The organism is Achromobacter sp. F4_2707 (assembly GCF_047501535.1).
GTDB lineage: Bacteria > Pseudomonadota > Gammaproteobacteria > Burkholderiales > Burkholderiaceae_B > Yanghanlia.
The window spans coordinates 39,490-56,789 of the sequence record NZ_JAZDRJ010000012.1; the positions used below are offsets into that span (position 1 = coordinate 39,490).

The 17,300-nt window shown below is 60.4% G+C and carries 8 protein-coding genes and 1 pseudogene; 8 read left to right on the plus strand and 1 reads right to left on the minus strand.

Annotation, left to right across the window (positions count from 1 at the left end):
- Nucleotides 1–10: 10 nt before the first annotated feature.
- Nucleotides 11–853, minus strand: coding sequence for a polysaccharide deacetylase family protein (locus VRY85_RS12295; RefSeq protein WP_414598891.1), 843 nt, complete (start codon nucleotides 851–853; stop codon nucleotides 11–13).
- 204 nt (nucleotides 854–1,057) lie between these two features.
- On the opposite strand from VRY85_RS12295, the gene ychF reads away from it, so the two are divergent.
- The 8 genes and pseudogenes from ychF to VRY85_RS12335 all read left to right on the plus strand — a co-directional run bounded on the left by ychF (nucleotide 1,058) and on the right by VRY85_RS12335 (nucleotide 17,297).
- Nucleotides 1,058–2,149, plus strand: coding sequence for a redox-regulated ATPase YchF (ychF, locus tag VRY85_RS12300; protein WP_414598892.1), 1,092 nt, complete (start codon nucleotides 1,058–1,060; stop codon nucleotides 2,147–2,149).
- Nucleotides 2,150–2,172: 23 nt separating this feature from the next.
- A pseudogene (locus tag VRY85_RS12305) lies at nucleotides 2,173–2,703 on the plus strand (tyrosine-type recombinase/integrase); the annotation flags it as partial.
- Nucleotides 2,704–3,023: 320 nt separating this feature from the next.
- The gene (locus VRY85_RS12310) at nucleotides 3,024–3,212 is read left to right on the plus strand and encodes a hypothetical protein (protein WP_414598893.1); all 189 of its coding nucleotides are present in this window, start codon (nucleotides 3,024–3,026) and stop codon (nucleotides 3,210–3,212) included.
- A 153-nt stretch (nucleotides 3,213–3,365) separates the two neighbouring features.
- Entirely contained in the window at nucleotides 3,366–4,466 is a 1,101-nt protein-coding gene (locus tag VRY85_RS12315; RefSeq protein WP_414598894.1) for a Fic family protein, read from the plus strand.
- Between the two features lie 9 nt (nucleotides 4,467–4,475).
- Complete coding sequence (locus VRY85_RS12320; protein ID WP_414598895.1) at nucleotides 4,476–9,752, plus strand: DEAD/DEAH box helicase; 5,277 nt, start codon at nucleotides 4,476–4,478, stop codon at nucleotides 9,750–9,752.
- 6 nt (nucleotides 9,753–9,758) lie between these two features.
- Nucleotides 9,759–12,545, plus strand: coding sequence for a helicase-related protein (locus VRY85_RS12325; RefSeq protein WP_414598896.1), 2,787 nt, complete (start codon nucleotides 9,759–9,761; stop codon nucleotides 12,543–12,545).
- Nucleotides 12,545–13,231 (plus strand): RNA-binding domain-containing protein, encoded by a 687-nt coding sequence (locus VRY85_RS12330; RefSeq protein WP_414598897.1) that lies wholly within the window; start codon nucleotides 12,545–12,547, stop codon nucleotides 13,229–13,231. Before VRY85_RS12325 ends, VRY85_RS12330 begins: the two co-directional genes overlap by 1 nt.
- A gap of 1 nt (nucleotide 13,232) precedes the next feature.
- On the plus strand, nucleotides 13,233–17,297 hold the full coding sequence (locus VRY85_RS12335; protein ID WP_414598898.1) for an Eco57I restriction-modification methylase domain-containing protein: 4,065 nt from the start codon (nucleotides 13,233–13,235) through the stop codon (nucleotides 17,295–17,297).
- Nucleotides 17,298–17,300 lie beyond the last annotated feature (3 nt).

Below are 17,300 nucleotides of genomic sequence, written 5' to 3' on the forward strand. Positions count from 1 at the left end.
TATGGAGTGTTCAGGCGGGGCGGCGCTTCCAGTTGTTGTACAGCGGCCCGAAGGTAGGGTGGGACGCCAGCCATGTGCGGCGACGCAACCAACCATCCGACCGGTTACGTACCGCAAAACGGTAAATATGACTGATGTTTTGGCCCGGTTTGTTCTGGCCGTACGCATCGGTGGTGTAAAGGTGATCAAAGCCCAGCGTATTCGCCACACGCTGGTAGTCAGCGTCGAAATAGCCTTGTGGCCAGCACAAGTGGCCGGAAGCCCGGCCTAGCCGCCTGTTAAGCGTGTCGCGTGAGGCAAGCAGGTCGTCATGAAGGCGTTGCGTTTTTTCTTCAACAGATGAACAAAGCGTATCCCAGCGTTTATGGGTATGTGTGTGGCTGTGAATCTCAAAGGTGCCGGCCTTGAGCATTTCATGGATTTCTTCCCAGCGCAGCATGACGGAATCGGGCTCGGGGCCGAACATGCGCTGCTTGCTTTCTTTATGAGAATAAAGCGCCGGCAATGCCTTGCCCTGGCCCGCATGCGGCCTGACCGGGCCGTCACCGATGAGGCCGGTAATGGTGAACAGGACCGCTTTAAAACCGTAGCGCTGCAATACCGGGTGCGCATACACCCAGTTGTCCAGATAGCCGTCATCAAAGGTGATGAGCACCGATTTTTTAGGCATGGGTTCGCCCCGCATAAAGGCGGCGAAATCCTCGGCCCCCAGTGAGGTATAGCCATCGCTGGCCAGGCCGCGTATTTGTTGCTCGAACCGCCGGGCAGTGACCGATAGGGAATCGGGTTGATCCGATATGTGGTGGTACATGTATACGGCGATGTTGTCAGCAGTATGGTGGCTTGTTTTCATTTTTCCGTCTCAAACGGGCATACGCTTCGGATTGCGGGAATGACGAAGGGGTTATATCTAGCAGGCTCAAGATGCCAAGAGGCAAGGAGCGGGCACAAGGTATTGCGCCTGGGTTGTACAATGGCGGCTTTTGTCAGCTACGAGACTGATAGATTTGCGTCGGTTCGGTTAGCTTATCGACTCCTCCCAAGGATACACGAATACATGGCTCTGCAATGCGGCATCGTTGGCTTGCCCAACGTTGGTAAATCGACTCTTTTCAACGCTTTGACCAAGGCTGGCATTGCCGCCGAAAACTATCCCTTCTGCACAATCGAACCCAACGTGGGCGTGGTGGAAGTGCCTGATACGCGTTTGGCTGCATTGGCGGAAATCGTCAAGCCCGAACGCGTGCTGCCCGCTGTAGTGGAATTTGTGGATATTGCGGGTTTGGTGGCGGGCGCCTCCAAGGGCGAAGGCTTGGGCAACCAGTTTTTGGCCAATATCCGCGAAACCGATGCCATCGTGCATGTGGTGCGCTGCTTCGAAGACGACAACGTGGTGCACGTGGCCGGGCGCGTTGATCCCATTTCCGACATCGAAGTCATCAACACTGAACTCGCTCTGGCGGATATGGCTACAGCCGACAAAGCTTTGCAGCGCAACCTGAAGCTGGCCCGGTCCGGCGACAAGGAAGGCATTAAGCTAGTGGCGGTTCTGGAAAAGGTGATGTCGGTCGTGAACGAGGGTAAGGCTGTCCGTTCCCTCGACCTGAGCGACGACGAGCAGGCGCTGATCAAGCCTTACTGCTTCATTACGGCCAAGCGCTGCATGTATGTGGCCAATGTGCGGGAAGACGGCTTTGAGAATAATCCCCACTTAGACGCCGTGCGCGAATACGCTTCTGCAGAGAATGCGCCGGTCGTGGCTGTATGCGCGTCGGTGGAGGCTGAAATTGCCGAGCTCGACGACGAAGACAAAGACGTATTCCTCGCTGACATGGGTATGGAAGAGCCCGGCTTGAATCGCGTGATTCGCGCGGCATACAGCTTGTTGGGTCTGCAGACCTATTTCACGGCGGGTGTGAAGGAAGTCCGAGCCTGGACGATTCGAATCGGCGACACGGCCCCCAAGGCCGCTGGTGTCATTCACACCGATTTTGAGCGTGGCTTCATCCGCGCGCAAACCATTTCCTACGACGACTTCATCGCCTACAAGGGTGAGCAGGGCGCCAAGGAAGCCGGCAAAATGCGTGCAGAAGGCAAAGAGTATGTCGTGCAAGACGGCGACGTGCTGAACTTCCTGTTCAACGTCTAACGCCAACCCATGTCCTGGACATCCTGCAGAAAACAGCAAAGCGTGGCGCGCCCACGGTCGCAGCCGAGGCGCGGCGCACCATGTCCGCCGTATTCGAGTTCGCCGTCGCCACCTTGCGAGCCGACAGCGACCCGGTTTGGCCGGTGCGCAAGGCGCTACCGGCAAACAAGACCCAGCACAAGCCGGCACTGAGTAAAGAGCAGATCGGCAAACTGCTGAGCGACTTCGCAAACCACCGCAGCAGCTTTCAGGTAAGTCATTGCATGCAACTGATGTGGTGGACCCTGGCGCGACCGACCGAAGTGGCCGAGGCGGCCTGGGATGAGTTTGACCTTGAGAAGGCTGTGTGGCGTATCCCGGCGCAGCGCATGAAAGCGCGCAAGGAGCACGTCGTGCCTCTGCCACGACAGGCAGTGGAGATGCTCAAAGGACTGCATGCCATTACCGGCAACCGCAAGCACTTGTTTCCTGGCCGAGATGATCGCAACGCCCCTATGTCCGCCGCATCGCTTCGCCAGGCACTCAAGGTTTTGGGGTGGAGTGGCGCCTATAGCCCACACGCCACGCGGACCAGCGGCAGTACCCGCCTTAACGAGATGGGCTACCGTCCCGATGCTCCCGCACTAACTGCACGGCACGCTCACGGACTTCAGGCGAAAATTTGTTGTTCTTGCTCATGGCTGCATTCTCTCAAGAAATGCAGCCTCCTCAAAACCCGGTTCGATTCAAGGCTGAGCGCCCTGTAAAGCCGGCTACCGCCAAGGTGCCGCGCCATCGAGCAGCCCCAAGCACGGAATCTACGCCCTGAAGAGAATCATGGCGAGGTGGGGCAAAATGCAGTACATTTGCGTGACATCACTGATGAGACGCTGCCATGTCACGCCTGAAGGACGAAACCCTATCCATCCGCACCTCCGCTGAGATCAAGCAGCTTTTGCGCTTGGCGGCTGAGCGCGAGCGCCGCTCGGTGGCCTCAATGATCGAAATTCTGGTGTTGGAGTACGCTCGTACGCATGGCTTGAAACCAGATCCTCAAGGCCTGTCAGTAAAGGAAAATATATGAGGGTGGTGAATGCCGAGGAGGTGCAAGCGCACGTCAAAATCAAGAAGCTGAGGAAATGGAGTAGTCAGAGACTGATAACAGGGTATTTGTAGAGACAATACCCCATTTAATGGCTATGATTACCCCATTTAGACAGCCTGGGCTTACATTTCCATGCACTCGCTCACACCCGAGTACCTTGCCGCGCTTCGCTTCGATGGCACCCAGGCCGCCACGTTGCGCACACTGGGCGAGTATCAGGGCAAGCAGCAACTCTATGCCGCGCAGTCGCCCGAAGCCCTCAAGGGTCTGTGCCAGATCGCGGTGTTGGAGTCCACCGAGTCATCTAACCGGCTGGAAGGCGTTGTCGTCGCACCCTCGCGGTTGAAGTCGCTGGTCATCCGCAACGCAACGCCAAAGAGCCGTTCCGAACAGGAGATCGCCGGCTACCGCGATGCCCTGGCGCTGATCCACGAGTCTGCCGCGCACATGCCCTTCAGCGAGGGTGTTGTGCTGCAACTCCACACCCTGCTGTACCGTTACATGCCACAGGCGGGCGGGCGCTGGAAGGCTACCAATAACGACATCATCGAGCGTCACCCGGACGGCACGTCACGTCTACGCTTCCAGCCGGTCGCTGCGCACCTCACACCCATGGCTATGGCCGATCTGGCCGGGCGCTACGCCACCGCGCTGGATCAACGCCTGGCCGACCCCCTCGTACTGGTGCCGCTGGCGATGCTCGATTTTCTGTGCATTCACCCCTTCCCGGACGGCAACGGTCGCATGTCCCGCTTGCTGACCCTGCTGCTGCTCTACCACTTCGACTATGCCGTGGGCCGCTACATCAGTTTGGAACGCATCTTCGAGGAAACCAAGGAAGGCTCACGAAACACTTTTGAAGCCAGCTCGCAGGGCTGGCACCAGGGGCAGCACGACGCAAAGCCCTGGCTCGACTACTTCTGGGGTGCCTTGCTGCGGGCATACCGCGAGTTCGAGGAGCGTGTCGGCACCATCGAACGTGGCCGTGGCAGTAAAGGCGACCGGGTGCGAGCGGAAGTGCTGGGGCGCTGCCTGCCGTTTTCGATTTCCGAAATCGAAGAGGCCTGCCCGGGCGTGAGCCGGGACATGGTGCGGCTGGTGCTGCGGGCGATGAAGTCAGAGGGATTGATCGAATCGACTGGCAAGGGAAGAGGGGCAAAGTGGAAGCGCGTCACAGCGGGCACCTCGGATAGAGCAGCGGTTCTGGCGATTGACCGCAAGATGGATCAGTGAGGACTCTACATGGATAACGTTTTCCAGTTCCGCGACCAGCTCATCGAGCGATATGGCAGCTTTTCCCGCAGTTTCGTTCGTATCGCCGCGCCTGATATCCAAGCCGAGGTCGAACATCAGTATGCGCAGGGCCGCTATTGGCCTGAGCCGTTGGTACAGATCAACCCGAATTACCAACGCCAAGGCACGGTGCAGAAGCTGGTGGCAGAGGGGGTCTTGCATCCTGCCTGCGCAGAAATCTTCCAGGTTGGAAAGACTGAAGGCAAGCCAGAACCCCTGCATCTTTACAAGCACCAAATGGAAGCTCTGGCCAAAGGTCAGGAACGCCAGAGCTACGTTGTCACTACCGGAACGGGGTCGGGTAAGTCCCTGTCCTTTTTCATCCCAGTCATTGACCGCATTCTCAAGGCCAAGGACTCCGATGGCAAAGCACGTACCAGAGCCATTGTGATTTATCCAATGAACGCTCTGGCCAACAGCCAGCTGGAAGAGCTCGATAAGTTTCTGCATGGCTATGCGCCAGAGCACCGACCCTTCACCGTCAAGCGCTACACCGGCCAAGAAAGCCAGACAGAACGCCGCGCCATCGCGGATGACCCGCCCGATATCCTGCTGACTAACTTCATGATGCTGGAGTACATCCTCACGCGCTTCGACGAAGTGGATCGGCGAGTGGTGGAGCACTGTGAGGGGCTTGAGTTCCTGGTGCTGGATGAATTGCATACCTATCGTGGCCGTCAAGGGGCAGACGTTGCCTTGCTGGTGCGTCGCTTACGCGAGCGCTTGAAGGCCGAGCAACTGGTCTGCATCGGCACATCAGCCACCATGTCCAGCGCAGGCAGCCAAGCCGATCGCAATCGCGTTGTCGCTGATGTGGCCAGCAAACTGTTTGGCACCCGGATCAGCGAGCATGACGTCATCGGCGAGACACTGGAGCGCGTCACTAACCCGCTCAAGGACGTCAACGCCATCCGCGCAGAACTGCCGGAAGCCGTTGCGCGAAAGCAGGATATCTGGGCTGATTTCGACGCTTTTCGCGATGATCCGTTGGCTATCTGGGTGGAATTGAACCTGGGTATCGAGCTACCTGCGGACGAGCCTCCAAGGCGCGCGAAACCCATGACGCTGGAAGAGGCCAGCTACCGTCTTGCCGAAGATGCGGGCTGCCAGCCTGAAGCCGCTCGCGCCGCCCTGCAGCGCTTTCTGGTGGCTGCCCATGATGTGCGCACGCCCCAGGGCAGGCCGCCTTTCGCGTTCAAGCTGCACCAGTTCATCAGTGGACCGGGCAAGGTGCTCACCACGTTGGAAGAGCGAGGCAAGCGCCATGTCACGCTCGATGCCCAGCGTTTCGCACCGGGACGGCAGCAAGAGAATGTGCTGCTTTACCCCACGCATTTCTGCCGCGATTGCGGCCAGGAGTACCTGCCTGTCTGGCACGCACAGCAACCGGTCAGCTTCAGCCCGCGTGAAATCGACGATATCGCAGCAGGAGACGACACCGCCAGCTATGGCTTCCTGTGCCCACTGGTGCCCGGGCAGCAATACGGTGGCCTGCTTGAAGACCTGCCGGAAACCTGGATCGACCTCAGCCGAAGCGAGCCCAAAGTCAAGTCAGCCTACAAGAATGCCGTTCCCTATATGGTCACGGTCGATGCCAAAGGACAAACAGGCTCCGGGACGGAGTTCTGGTTCATTCCCGGAAAGTTCCGCTTCTGCCTGAACTGCGGCACGACACACGAAGCCCACGGCAAAGATGCCAACCGCCTCGCCAGTTTGTCCGGGGAAGGCCGTTCTTCGGCCACTACCATGATTGCCCTGGCGGCCTTACAGCAACTGTTTGCACTTCCCGAGCCGGCTCCAGGCCAACCTGATCCGCGTAAATTGCTTGGGTTTACCGACAACCGCCAGGATGCCGCGCTGCAGGCGGGTCACTTCAACGATTTCATTTTCCTGTTGACGCTGCGTGCCGGCTTGATCGGCGCACTACAGGCAAGTGGCGGCCAGCTTGATGAAGAAAACCTGGCCGAAAGCGTATTCAAGGCCCTCGGCTTTCAAGGGGTCGATGAAGCCACCTTGGTGGAATATCTGCGCACTCCCAAGCTCATGGGGCTGGCACGGCAGGAAGCGCAACGCACCTTGCGATTCATTATTGCCTACCGGCTGCTGCGCGATCTACGGCGTGGCTGGCGCTTCAATAATCCGAATCTGGATCAGCTTGGCCTGTTGCAGATTCGGTACCGAGACCTGGCCACCTTTAGCGCTGACACCAGCATCTTTGCCGCAAACAGCACCTTGAACAAACTGACGGCGGTGCAGCGAGCAATTCTGTACGAATTGCTGTTCGACACCTTGCGCCGCCATCTGTGCCTGGAAAGCCGTTACCTCGACCCGGTTGAGCAGGACAAGGCACGTACCAGCGCCCACACCTACCTGAATGAACGTTGGGCCTTCGCTCCCGACGAAAAACTCGATACCGGCCGTTATCTCATCCTCGGCAAGCGCCCGGAATACAAAAAGGGAGGATCGGAGCATCTGGTGACTGGCGGTCCGCGATCCCGTCTATTGCGGCAAATCAAGATAAACAAGCTTTGGAGTGATAGCGCTTGCGCTGGCGAGGTCAAGAAATGGAAAGACGCCGAATGGACTGAGCTGATCGAAGACATGCTCAAGGCAGCCAGCAACTATGGTTATGTGCAAAAACATGCCATTGATTCGCAACTCGCCGGCTGGCGCCTGAACGCAGCCGCCCTGGACTGGTGCCTGATTGCCGATCAGCCGCAAACCGATAGCAATCGCATCAACCAGTATTTCCGCACCCTGTATCTCGGCATTGCCGACCTGCTGCGTCAGCCTTCACATCCGCTGTTCGATTTCGAGGCCCAGGAACACACCGCCCAGGTGGATGCGCCACGCCGGCAACTGCTGGAGCAGCGCTTCCGCTACACCGAAAAAGACAGGCAGGACTGGGCGCAGAACCCGGCCCACGAAGCGCCGCTGGAGCGCCTGCCGGTGATGTTCTGCTCCCCCACTATGGAGCTGGGTGTGGATATCTCCGCGCTCAACACCGTGTACCTGCGCAACGTGCCGCCGACCCCCGCCAACTACGCCCAGCGCAGCGGCCGTGCGGGTCGTTCGGGCCAGCAGGCGCTGGTCATCACCTACTGCGCGGCACTCAGTCCGCACGACCAGTGGTTCTTCCACAATGCCAACGAGATGGTGCATGGCGTGGTACGCGCACCCACACTCGATCTGGCCAACCGCGACCTGATCGACAGCCATCTGCAAGCGGTCTGGCTGGCCAGCACCCAGGTGCCGCTGGACGACAGCATTGCGCCCATGCTGGATCTTGAGCGGCCCGGCAAACCACTGAAACAGCCCTTGCAGGAAGCGCTACAAGCGCAGACCGTCCAGCAGCGTGCCCTGGCCAGTGCCTGCCGGGTCATCGATCAGCTCAAGGAAGAGCTGGCAAGCAGCGCCTGGTTCACGCCTGACTACGTACACCAGGTCATCGCCAATGCACCCAAGGCGTTCTCCGAAGCGCTGGAACGCTGGCGCGTGTTGTTCGATGCAACGCGTCAGCAGATGGACATGGCTGATCGCATCGTCAAGAGCCATACCGCTTCGCACACCGAGCGCCAGAATGCCCAGCGCCGTTACGGCGATGCCGCGCGCCAGTACGCCGTGTTGCTCAAATCCGGTAATGGCCAGAACAACGACTTCTACACCTATCGCTACCTGGCCAGCCAGGGCTTCCTGCCCGGCTACAACTTCCCGCGCCTGCCGCTGATGGCCTGGATTCCCGCTCGTGGCGGTCAGACCGTTAATGGCAAGGACGACGAAGGCAGCATGGTCAGCCGCCCGCGTTTCCTGGCTCTGTCAGAGTTCGGTCCTCGCAGCCTCATCTATCACCAGGGCCGCATGTACCGCGTGGTGCGAGCCAAACTCAACGTCGGCAATACAGACCACATTTCCGGTAGCAGCCAGTTGGCCACCATTGCCTCTCTGGTGTGCAGTCAGTGCGGCTACGGGCATCTCGGTGACCCGGGCGGCGAACAGCCGCTGGTCAATCGCTGCGAAAACTGTGATGCCTTGCTCACCGAGCACGATTGGGTGCGCGAGCTCTATCGCATCGAAACCGTGGAGACGGTAGCCACCGAGCGCATCTCCATCAACGACGAGGAGCGCCAGCGTCAGGGCTTCGAGTTGCAGACCACCTACCGTTTCCTGCCCGGGCCCGATGGCCAGATTCAGAAGCAGAAAGCCGAAGTCCGGCTGGGCGAAGAATTGTTGGGCGAACTCACTTATGCGCCTGCTGCGCAAATCTGGCGTATCAACCGCGGCTGGCGCAGGCGTAAGAACAAAGAGCAACTGGGCTTCTACATCAATCCCATTACCGGCACCTGGAGCAAGCAGGACGCACCGGATGCGGAAGACGACAACGGCAACGACGATGCCTTGCTGGAAAAGGTGCCCAACCAACGCATCGTTCCTTTTGTGGAAGATCATCGCAACCTGCTGATCTTCGCACCTTTACATACCCTGTCGCTGGAGGCCATGGCTACCTTGCAGGCTGCCCTCAAGCGTGGCATCGAAATGACCTTCCAGATCGAGGAATCCGAGCTGGTGGTCGAGCCACTGCCCAAGGCAGATGAGCGCCGTGCCTTGCTGTTCTACGAAGCGGCCGAAGGCGGTGCAGGCGTGCTCACTCGTCTGGCAAATCATCGCGACGACCTTGCACTCGTCGCCAGCAATGCCCTGCAACTGATTCACTACCGCGCACCGCAGAGCGGCGTTTGGACGCTGGACGATCTGCCGTCACTGGAGCAGACCGATGAACTGGGCAATCATCAATGCGAGGCCGGCTGTTACCAATGCCTGCTCTCCTACTTCAATCAGCCGGATCACGAGCACATCAACCGCCGTAACGCGGATGCACTCAAGCTGCTGGTCGCGCTTGCCAATGCCCAGGTGCAGCCCGTAGCGAACAGCCCGGCCACCGTTGCCGCAACGACTTCAGAAGACGAGCTGCTCGACGTCTGGCTGTCTGCACTCCGCCAGGCCGGGGCTAGACAACCTGATGCGGTCAATGTACCCGTCAACAATGGCGCGGCCATCGCCGCAGCCCAGTACAAGGCATCTCGTGCGTTGGTGTTTCTGTCCACAGTGGATGAGCAGACCGCCAGCGTATTGCAGGACAAAGGCTGGCAGGTGCTCGATTTTTCGGACGCTTCACACTGGCCACAACAGTTCGCCGCACACGCCGATGTGTTCGGCCCCAAGGAATAAAGGCACATGACAACCCTTGAACACGACTTTCTGCCCGGCAGCCTGGTACGTGCCCGAGGCCGCGAATGGGTGGTGCAAAACGACTCCCGCCGCGACTGGCTGCGCCTGCGTCCATTGAGCGGCGCCGAGGACGAAAGCATCGCCCTGATCCCAGAGTTGGAACTCCATCCCGTCGAACCAGCCTCCTTCGAATGGCCCGATCCCGCGCACGCCGGCAACCACGCCGCCGCGCTGTTGCTGCGCGATGCCTTGCGGATGACACTGCGTGCCGGTGCCGGCCCGTTCCGCTCCTTTGGCAATATCGCCGTGGAGCCGCGCGGCTACCAGCTTGTGCCGCTGCTGATGGCATTGCGACTGTCTACCGTGCGCCTACTGATCGCTGATGACGTCGGCATCGGCAAGACCATCGAAGCCGGCCTAATCGCACGTGAGCTCATGGACCGTGGCGAAATCGCCCGCTTGGCCATCCTATGTCCGCCACATCTGGTCGAGCAATGGCAAAGTGAGCTGGAAACCCGTTTCAACCTGCACGCGATCGCGCTGACCTCGGCATCCGCATCGCGCATCGAACGCGAACTGCCGCATGGCGTGCGCCTGTTCGACCATCATCCCGTGGTGGTCGTCAGCCTGGACTACATCAAGAGCGAACGCCACCGCGAACAGTTTCTTGCCGCTGCCCCCGAATGCATCATCGTTGACGAAGCCCACACGTGCGCCAGCAGCGGCACCGGCAAGCAATTGCGCTTCGAGTTGCTGCAACGCCTTGCCCGTGACGCGCAGCGACACCTGATCCTGCTAACCGCCACCCCGCACTCCGGTGACGAAACCGCCTTCTACAACCTGCTGTCGCTGCTCGATCCCCGCTTTGCAGCGCTGCAAGGGCGCATGACGGCCTCCGATCCGCTGCGTCAGGAACTCGCCCGCCATTTTGTGCAACGCCGCCGCAAGGACATCGCCGAGTGGCAGGCCGAAACCCAAGATGGGCGGGGGTTCCCCCGCCGCATGAAAACCGAGCTCACCTACCAGCTCAGCGGCGAATGGGGTGCGTTTTTTGATGCCGTGCAGGACTACTGCCGGGAAATGGCGGAAGCCATTGAGCAGCAAGACACGCAGCAAGGTGGCGCCCGCCTCATCTGGTACGCCACCCTGGCCTTGCTGCGCTGCGTGGCATCATCGCCTGCGGCTGCCGTCAAGGCCCTGACCACGCGGCTGGAAGGCACCATGGCGGATGACGACTTGCTCAGTGACGAGCGCCTGCACGATGGCGAAGCCGACGACCTGATGGGCAGTGACCTGGAGCCCCCCGCCCAATTGCAGGACGCCAGCCGCCTGCACGACCTCATTGCCGAAGCACAGCGCCTGTCCGGCAAGAAGGGCGATCCCAAGCTGGCCGCGCTCATCCGGCACATCGGTTCCTTGCTTGAAGATGGCTATCACCCCGTGGTGTTCTGCCGCTATGTCGCCACCGCCCATTACGTGGCCGAGCACCTCAAGGCCGCCTTTCCCAAGGCCACCGTCGATGCCGTCACCGGCGAGCTCACCCCGGAAGAACGTCGTGAGCGCGTGGAAGGCCTGGAAGATGCCGGGCAACGCATCCTTGTCGCCACCGACTGCCTTTCCGAAGGTATCAACCTGCAGCATCTGTTCACCGCCGTCGTCCATTACGACCTGGCCTGGAACCCCACACGCCACGAACAACGCGAAGGCCGCGTCGATCGTTTCGGCCAGCAGGCCGACGAAGTCCGTTGCACCATGCTTTACGGGCAGGACAACCCGGTCGATGGTTTCGTGCTCAACGTCATCCTGCGCAAGGGCGAAACCATCCAGAAGGAACTGGGCGTGCTGGTGCCCCTGCCCGAGGACGAAGCCCGCATCAGCCAGGCCCTGGTCAAGGCGGCTCTCATGCGGCGCAGCGACAGTAGCATGGCCCCGCGGCAAGCCCGTTTTGATTTCGGCGAATCCGAGCAACTGCTGGCGCCATTGCAGGCCCAGTGGCAGGACGCCCTGGAAAAAGCCAAGGCCAACCGCACCGTCTTTGCCCAACGCCGCATCAAGCCCGACGAGGTGCTGCCGGAATGGCACAAACAGCAACAAGCCCTGGGTACCCAGGCCGATGTGCAGCGTTTCCTGCAAAGCGCCTGCGTTCGCCTCGGCTCCCCCCTGGAAATGGGCCGCAAGCAGTCCCGCTTCCTGCCGCAGCACTTGCCCGAAGCACTGCGCCAGCGCCTGTCCGATGAAGGCATCGACAAACCGCTCAACATCGACTTCGCCGAGCTGCACCGCAGCCACCCGCTGGTCGGCCTGCTGGCTCAGCACCTGCTGGAAGATGCACTCAGCAGCGAACGACCGCTGGCAGCCCGCTGTGCGGCCACGCTGACCGACGACGTCGATGTCGCCACCACGATCTATTTGCTGCGCTTGCGGCATCAGCTCAGCTACGTGCGCCGTCGTGAGCCTTTCCAGATGATGGCCGAGGAGACCGTGGCCTTGGCCGTGCGCGGCCGAACCAATCCGCAATGGCTGGCCGATGACAGCGTGAACTGCCTGCTCGAATGTACGCCCAGTGGCAACCTGCCCGCAGAAGCCGTGCAACGCGAAGTGCGCGCCGCGCTCGATTTTCTCGCTGCGCATCCCCAGCCACTGCAAGCCCTGGCAGAGCAACGCGCCCAAGCCCTGTTGGCCGACCACGAGCGCGTACGCGCCGCCGCCCGCGACGTGGGCCACCACAGCGTCAGCCCTTGTCTGCTGGTCGACGTCATGGGCGTTTACGTCCTGCTGCCGGATGCGCTCTGATGGACCAGGTACTCACCATGACGGAAACCGAAACCGTCGAGCTGAAAAAATCCCTGGCTGAGCTGAAGCAGGGCCTGATCTCGTTGGCCGCCATGCTCAACAAACACGGCCAGGCCGAGCTGTGGTTCGGCATTGCACCCAACGGCAAAGCCGTAGGCCTGGAGATCAACGAAAAGACCCTGCGTGATGTCTCCCAGGCCATTACCGCGCATATCGAACCGGCCATCTATCCACACATCACCCAACAGCGCATCGACGGCAAGCATTGTCTGCACATCAAGGCCGAAGGCTGGCAGCAGCCTTATCTCGCTCTGGAAAATGCCCCAAGCACCAGCTTTGACGAAATTGGCGGTCTGTTCATCACCCGTTTCAACCGGCCATCCGCGCTGGATGCCTCGCAAGATGCACCCGCGATCAGACCGGAAACCAGCCTGAAAACTACCCAGGAACTACCGCAGGCTACCCAAGAAACTACCCAAGAACTACCAAGGACTACCCAAGAAATCCTGCTGCAACACCTGCGCAGCCAGCCAGGCATCACGACCGTCGAGCTGGCGCGGGTAACGGGGCTCAGCCCCGACGGTGTCAAGTACCACCTCAACCAGCTCAAACGCACCGGCAAGCTACGCCGCCATGGCCCCACCAAGGGCGGCTATTGGGAAGTTGTTACAAAGGCCGACGAATAACATGAAACGCATCCGCAAGACCCAGGCCACGCTGGATTTGCCCACCCTCAAGCTTGAAGGTGGCCTGTTCCTGCCCGACCAACTGGAAAAAGCCGCCCAGGGCCGCGCCAGCGCCCAGAGCGAGGCCGATTACGGCACGCCCAAGGGCGTCAAGCTCAAGGACGAATACAGCCGCGCCTTCCAGATCGCCTGCGCCCAGTGGCAGCACTTCGCCGCGCAGATGGAGCGCGCCGACGTCGATGCCGCCCAGCTCACCACCGCTTTCGTGCACGAACTGCTGCGCGATGCCTTCGGCTACGCCACCCTGCAAGCCACTTCGGCACAGTCGGTGGGGGAACTGCGCTACCCCGTCAGCCTGACGAACGGCAGCCTGCCCGTACTCGTTGCCCCGTATTCCCTGGGGCTGGACGAGGCCGACGCGCACTTTGCCGTGCAGGGCGGCGGCAGTCGCAGGAAGGCCCCCTTCCAGGCCATGCAGGAGCTGCTCAACGCCAGCCCTGATCACCTCTGGGGCATCGTCAGCAACGGCAGGCAACTGCGCCTGTTGCGCGATGCCGCCAGCCTCACCCGCCCCAGCTTTCTCGAAGTCGATCTGGCCGACCTGCTGGGCGGCCAGCGCTACGCCGAATTCGCCAACGTCTGGCGCCTGCTGCATGCCAGTCGTGCGCCCAGCCACCACGATCAAGGTGGCGCAACCTGCATCTGGGAACGATGGCGCAGCGAAGGCCAGCAGGAAGGCACCCGCGTACGCGACGGCCTGCGCGACGGCGTCGAGCAGGCCTTGCTGACCTTTGGTCAGGGCTTCCTGCAACACCCCGACAACCACGCCCTGCGCACCGCCCTGCATGACGGCACACTCAGCAAGGACGCCTTTTTCCAACAACTGCTGCGCCTGGTCTACCGGCTCATCTTCGTCTTCACCGTGGAAGAGCGCGGCCTGCTGCATCCGCAGGACGATAGCGCCGAAGCACAAACCGCCCGCCGCGCCTATGCCGAAGGCTATGCCCTGGCCCGCCTGCGCGAGCTGTGCCTCAAACGCCGTGCCCGCACTCGGCACAACGACCAGTGGCAGGCCATCCGCATCGTCTTCCGTGGCCTGGCACAAGGCGAGCCGCGTCTGGCCTTGCCCGCCCTGGGCGGCCTGTTCGCTCCCGCGCAATGCCCCGATCTGGATGCCGCCAGCCTGGACAACGCCCACCTGCTGGCGGCCCTGCAACATCTGCGCTGGGCCAAGCCGGCCGGCGCGCAAAGCCTGGTGCCGGTGGACTATCGCAACATGGGCCCGGAAGAACTGGGCAGTGTCTACGAAAGCCTGCTGGAACTGGTGCCCGCCATCGACCTGCCCGCCCGCACCTTCGGCTTCGTCGGCCGCACCGAGGAAGGCAGCACCGCCGGCAACGCCCGCAAGCTCACCGGCAGCTACTACACCCCCGACAGCCTGGTGCAGGAGCTGATCAGGAGCGCGCTTGACCCCGTCATCGAACAGCGCCTGGCCGCCAACCCGGCCAACCCCACCGAGGCGCTGCTGGCCATCCGCGTCATCGACCCGGCCTGCGGCAGCGGCCACTTCCTGCTCGCCGCTGCCCGCCGTCTGGCCGAAAAACTGGCCCAGTTGCGCAGCCTGGAAGGCGGGCAGGAGGGCGCCATCCAGCCGCAGGACTACCGCCACGCCCTGCGCGAAGTGGTGGCCCGCTGCATCTTTGGAGTGGACCGCAACCCCATGGCCATCGAACTGGCGCGCATGGCGCTGTGGCTCGAAGGCTACGAGGAAGGCCGCCCGCTGGGCTTTCTTGACCATCACCTGCAAGTGGGCGACGCCTTGCTGGGCCTGGCCGACCTGAACGTGCTCGAGCAAGGTATCGCCAAGGATGCCTTCAAGCCCTTGAGCGGCGACGACAAGGACGTCTGCAAGGCACTGGCCAAGGCCAACGCCGCCGGTCTCAAGCAGATCGCCAAAGACCTGCAAGGCAAGCAGATGCTGCTGGGCGTGGACAACCGCAGCGGCCTCGATGCCCTGCGCGCCATCGAAACCCTGCTCGCTGACACCCCCGAGCAGGTGGCCGCCAAGGAACAGGCCTGGCGCCGCTTTCTGGAAGACTCCGCCCACAGCCCGCTGGCCCACGCCGCCGATGTGCTAGTGGGCGCCTACCTGCTGCCCAAGACGGAGGGCACGGCAGAAACCGTGCCCACCAGCATCACCCTGCATGCGCTGCTGACCGACCCGCAACGCGCCCAGACCGAGCACACCGCGCCCATCGCCGCCGCACGCGCGGCCTGCGAACAGGCCCGCGTTTTCCACTGGCCGCTGGCCTTCCCGCAGGTGTTTGCGCAGGGCGGCTTCGACTGTGTGCTGGGCAATCCGCCGTGGGAGCGCATCAAGCTGCAAGAGGAAGAATTCTTCGCCACCCGCCATCGCGATGTGGCGCAAGCCCGCAACAAGGCCGAACGCGCTCAGCGCATTCAGTGGCTCAGCGAGGGCATGCTGGCACGCCACCTGTCCCCCGACCTGGCCCACGAAGCACACGAGGACGAGGCCGAAAAACGCCTCTACCGCGAATTCGTCACCGCCCGCCGTACGGCGGAAGCCGCCAGCGTGTTTGCCCATGTGAAAGGCGCCGACGGCGGCCGCTACCCGCTGACCGGCGTGGGCGATGTGAACACCTACGCGTTGTTTGCTGAAACCATCCTGCAAATCCATGCCGACAGCGGCCGTGCCGGATTCATCGTGCCCACCGGCATCGCTACCGATGCATCCACAAAAGCCTATTTCGCCAACCTCACTCAAGCGAGCAGACTAGTTAGTCTTTATGACTTTGATAACTCCGACCGTATATTTCCCGCAGTCGCAACATTGGTTAGATTCTCTCTTGTAACGATAGGTGAATCCAAAACAGCCAAGTTCGCCTTCCTCCTTAAGAGAGTTGAAGATATTAATGACAACAGGAGGCGTTTTACTCTATCCCCAGAAGACTTCCGCCTTATCAACCCCAATACGCTCACTTGCCCGGTATTCCGCAGCGAGCGCGACGCGGAGCTGACCAAGAAGCTCTACCGTGCTGCGCCGGTGCTGATACGCGATGCCGTCACCGCTGGCGAGGGCAAACAGGCCAAAGTCGTGGAACCCGCGCAAAACCCGTGGGGCATTTCGTTCATGACCATGTTCCACATGTCGAACGATAGCCACCTTTTTCTGACGACCGAAGACATACAAAAAGAAGAAAAAGTGCCAATCGGCAATGCAGAACTTGACGGATACCTCCCTCTCTACGAAGCAAAAATGATGACTCTATATGATCATCGGTTTGGTAGTTACCCTTTGGGGGCGACTGATGATACACGGGCGCTTCCCCGGCTCTCTATTGAGCAATACGCAGACCCTTTCTTTGAAGTGAATCCGAGATTCTATGTGAACTCCAATGAAGTGAAAAAACGGCTTGGGTCCTACGAAGACAATTGGTTCTTGTGCTTTCGCTCAATGAGCAACCATTCCAACGTTAGAAGATTCATATCCAGCGTATTGCCATTTTCCGCCATGGGGAATAGCTTGATTCTTGTGAGGCTACCCCCTTCTCTTTCCAGAAAAAAGGTGGCATGCCTTATCGCAAATTTTGGATCAATAATAATTGACGTGATTGCACGATGGAAAGTGAGCGGAACAAACTTAAACTTATTTTTTGTTCAGCAATTTCCTGTTTTGCCACCGGACTCCTATTCGGAAGTGGATGAAGAATTCATTGCAAGCAGAGTTATTGAGCTCACGTATACCACTCATAGCTTAAAAAAATTTGCGGAGGACATGGGTTTTCAAGGCGCTCCATTTTCCTGGAACCCATCGCGCAGGCTTCAATTTCGCGCAGAGCTAGACGCCTATTACGCTCGACTCTATGGCCTTACCCGCGAAGAGCTCTGCTATATCCTTGATCCTTCTGACATAGCGGGCGATGACTATCCCTCCGAAACATTACGTGTACTGAAAGAGAGGGAGATCACCGAGTTCGGAGAATACCGTACACGAAGACTAGTATTGGAAGCGTGGGATAAATTAGAGGCCGGAGAATTGGTATGAGAC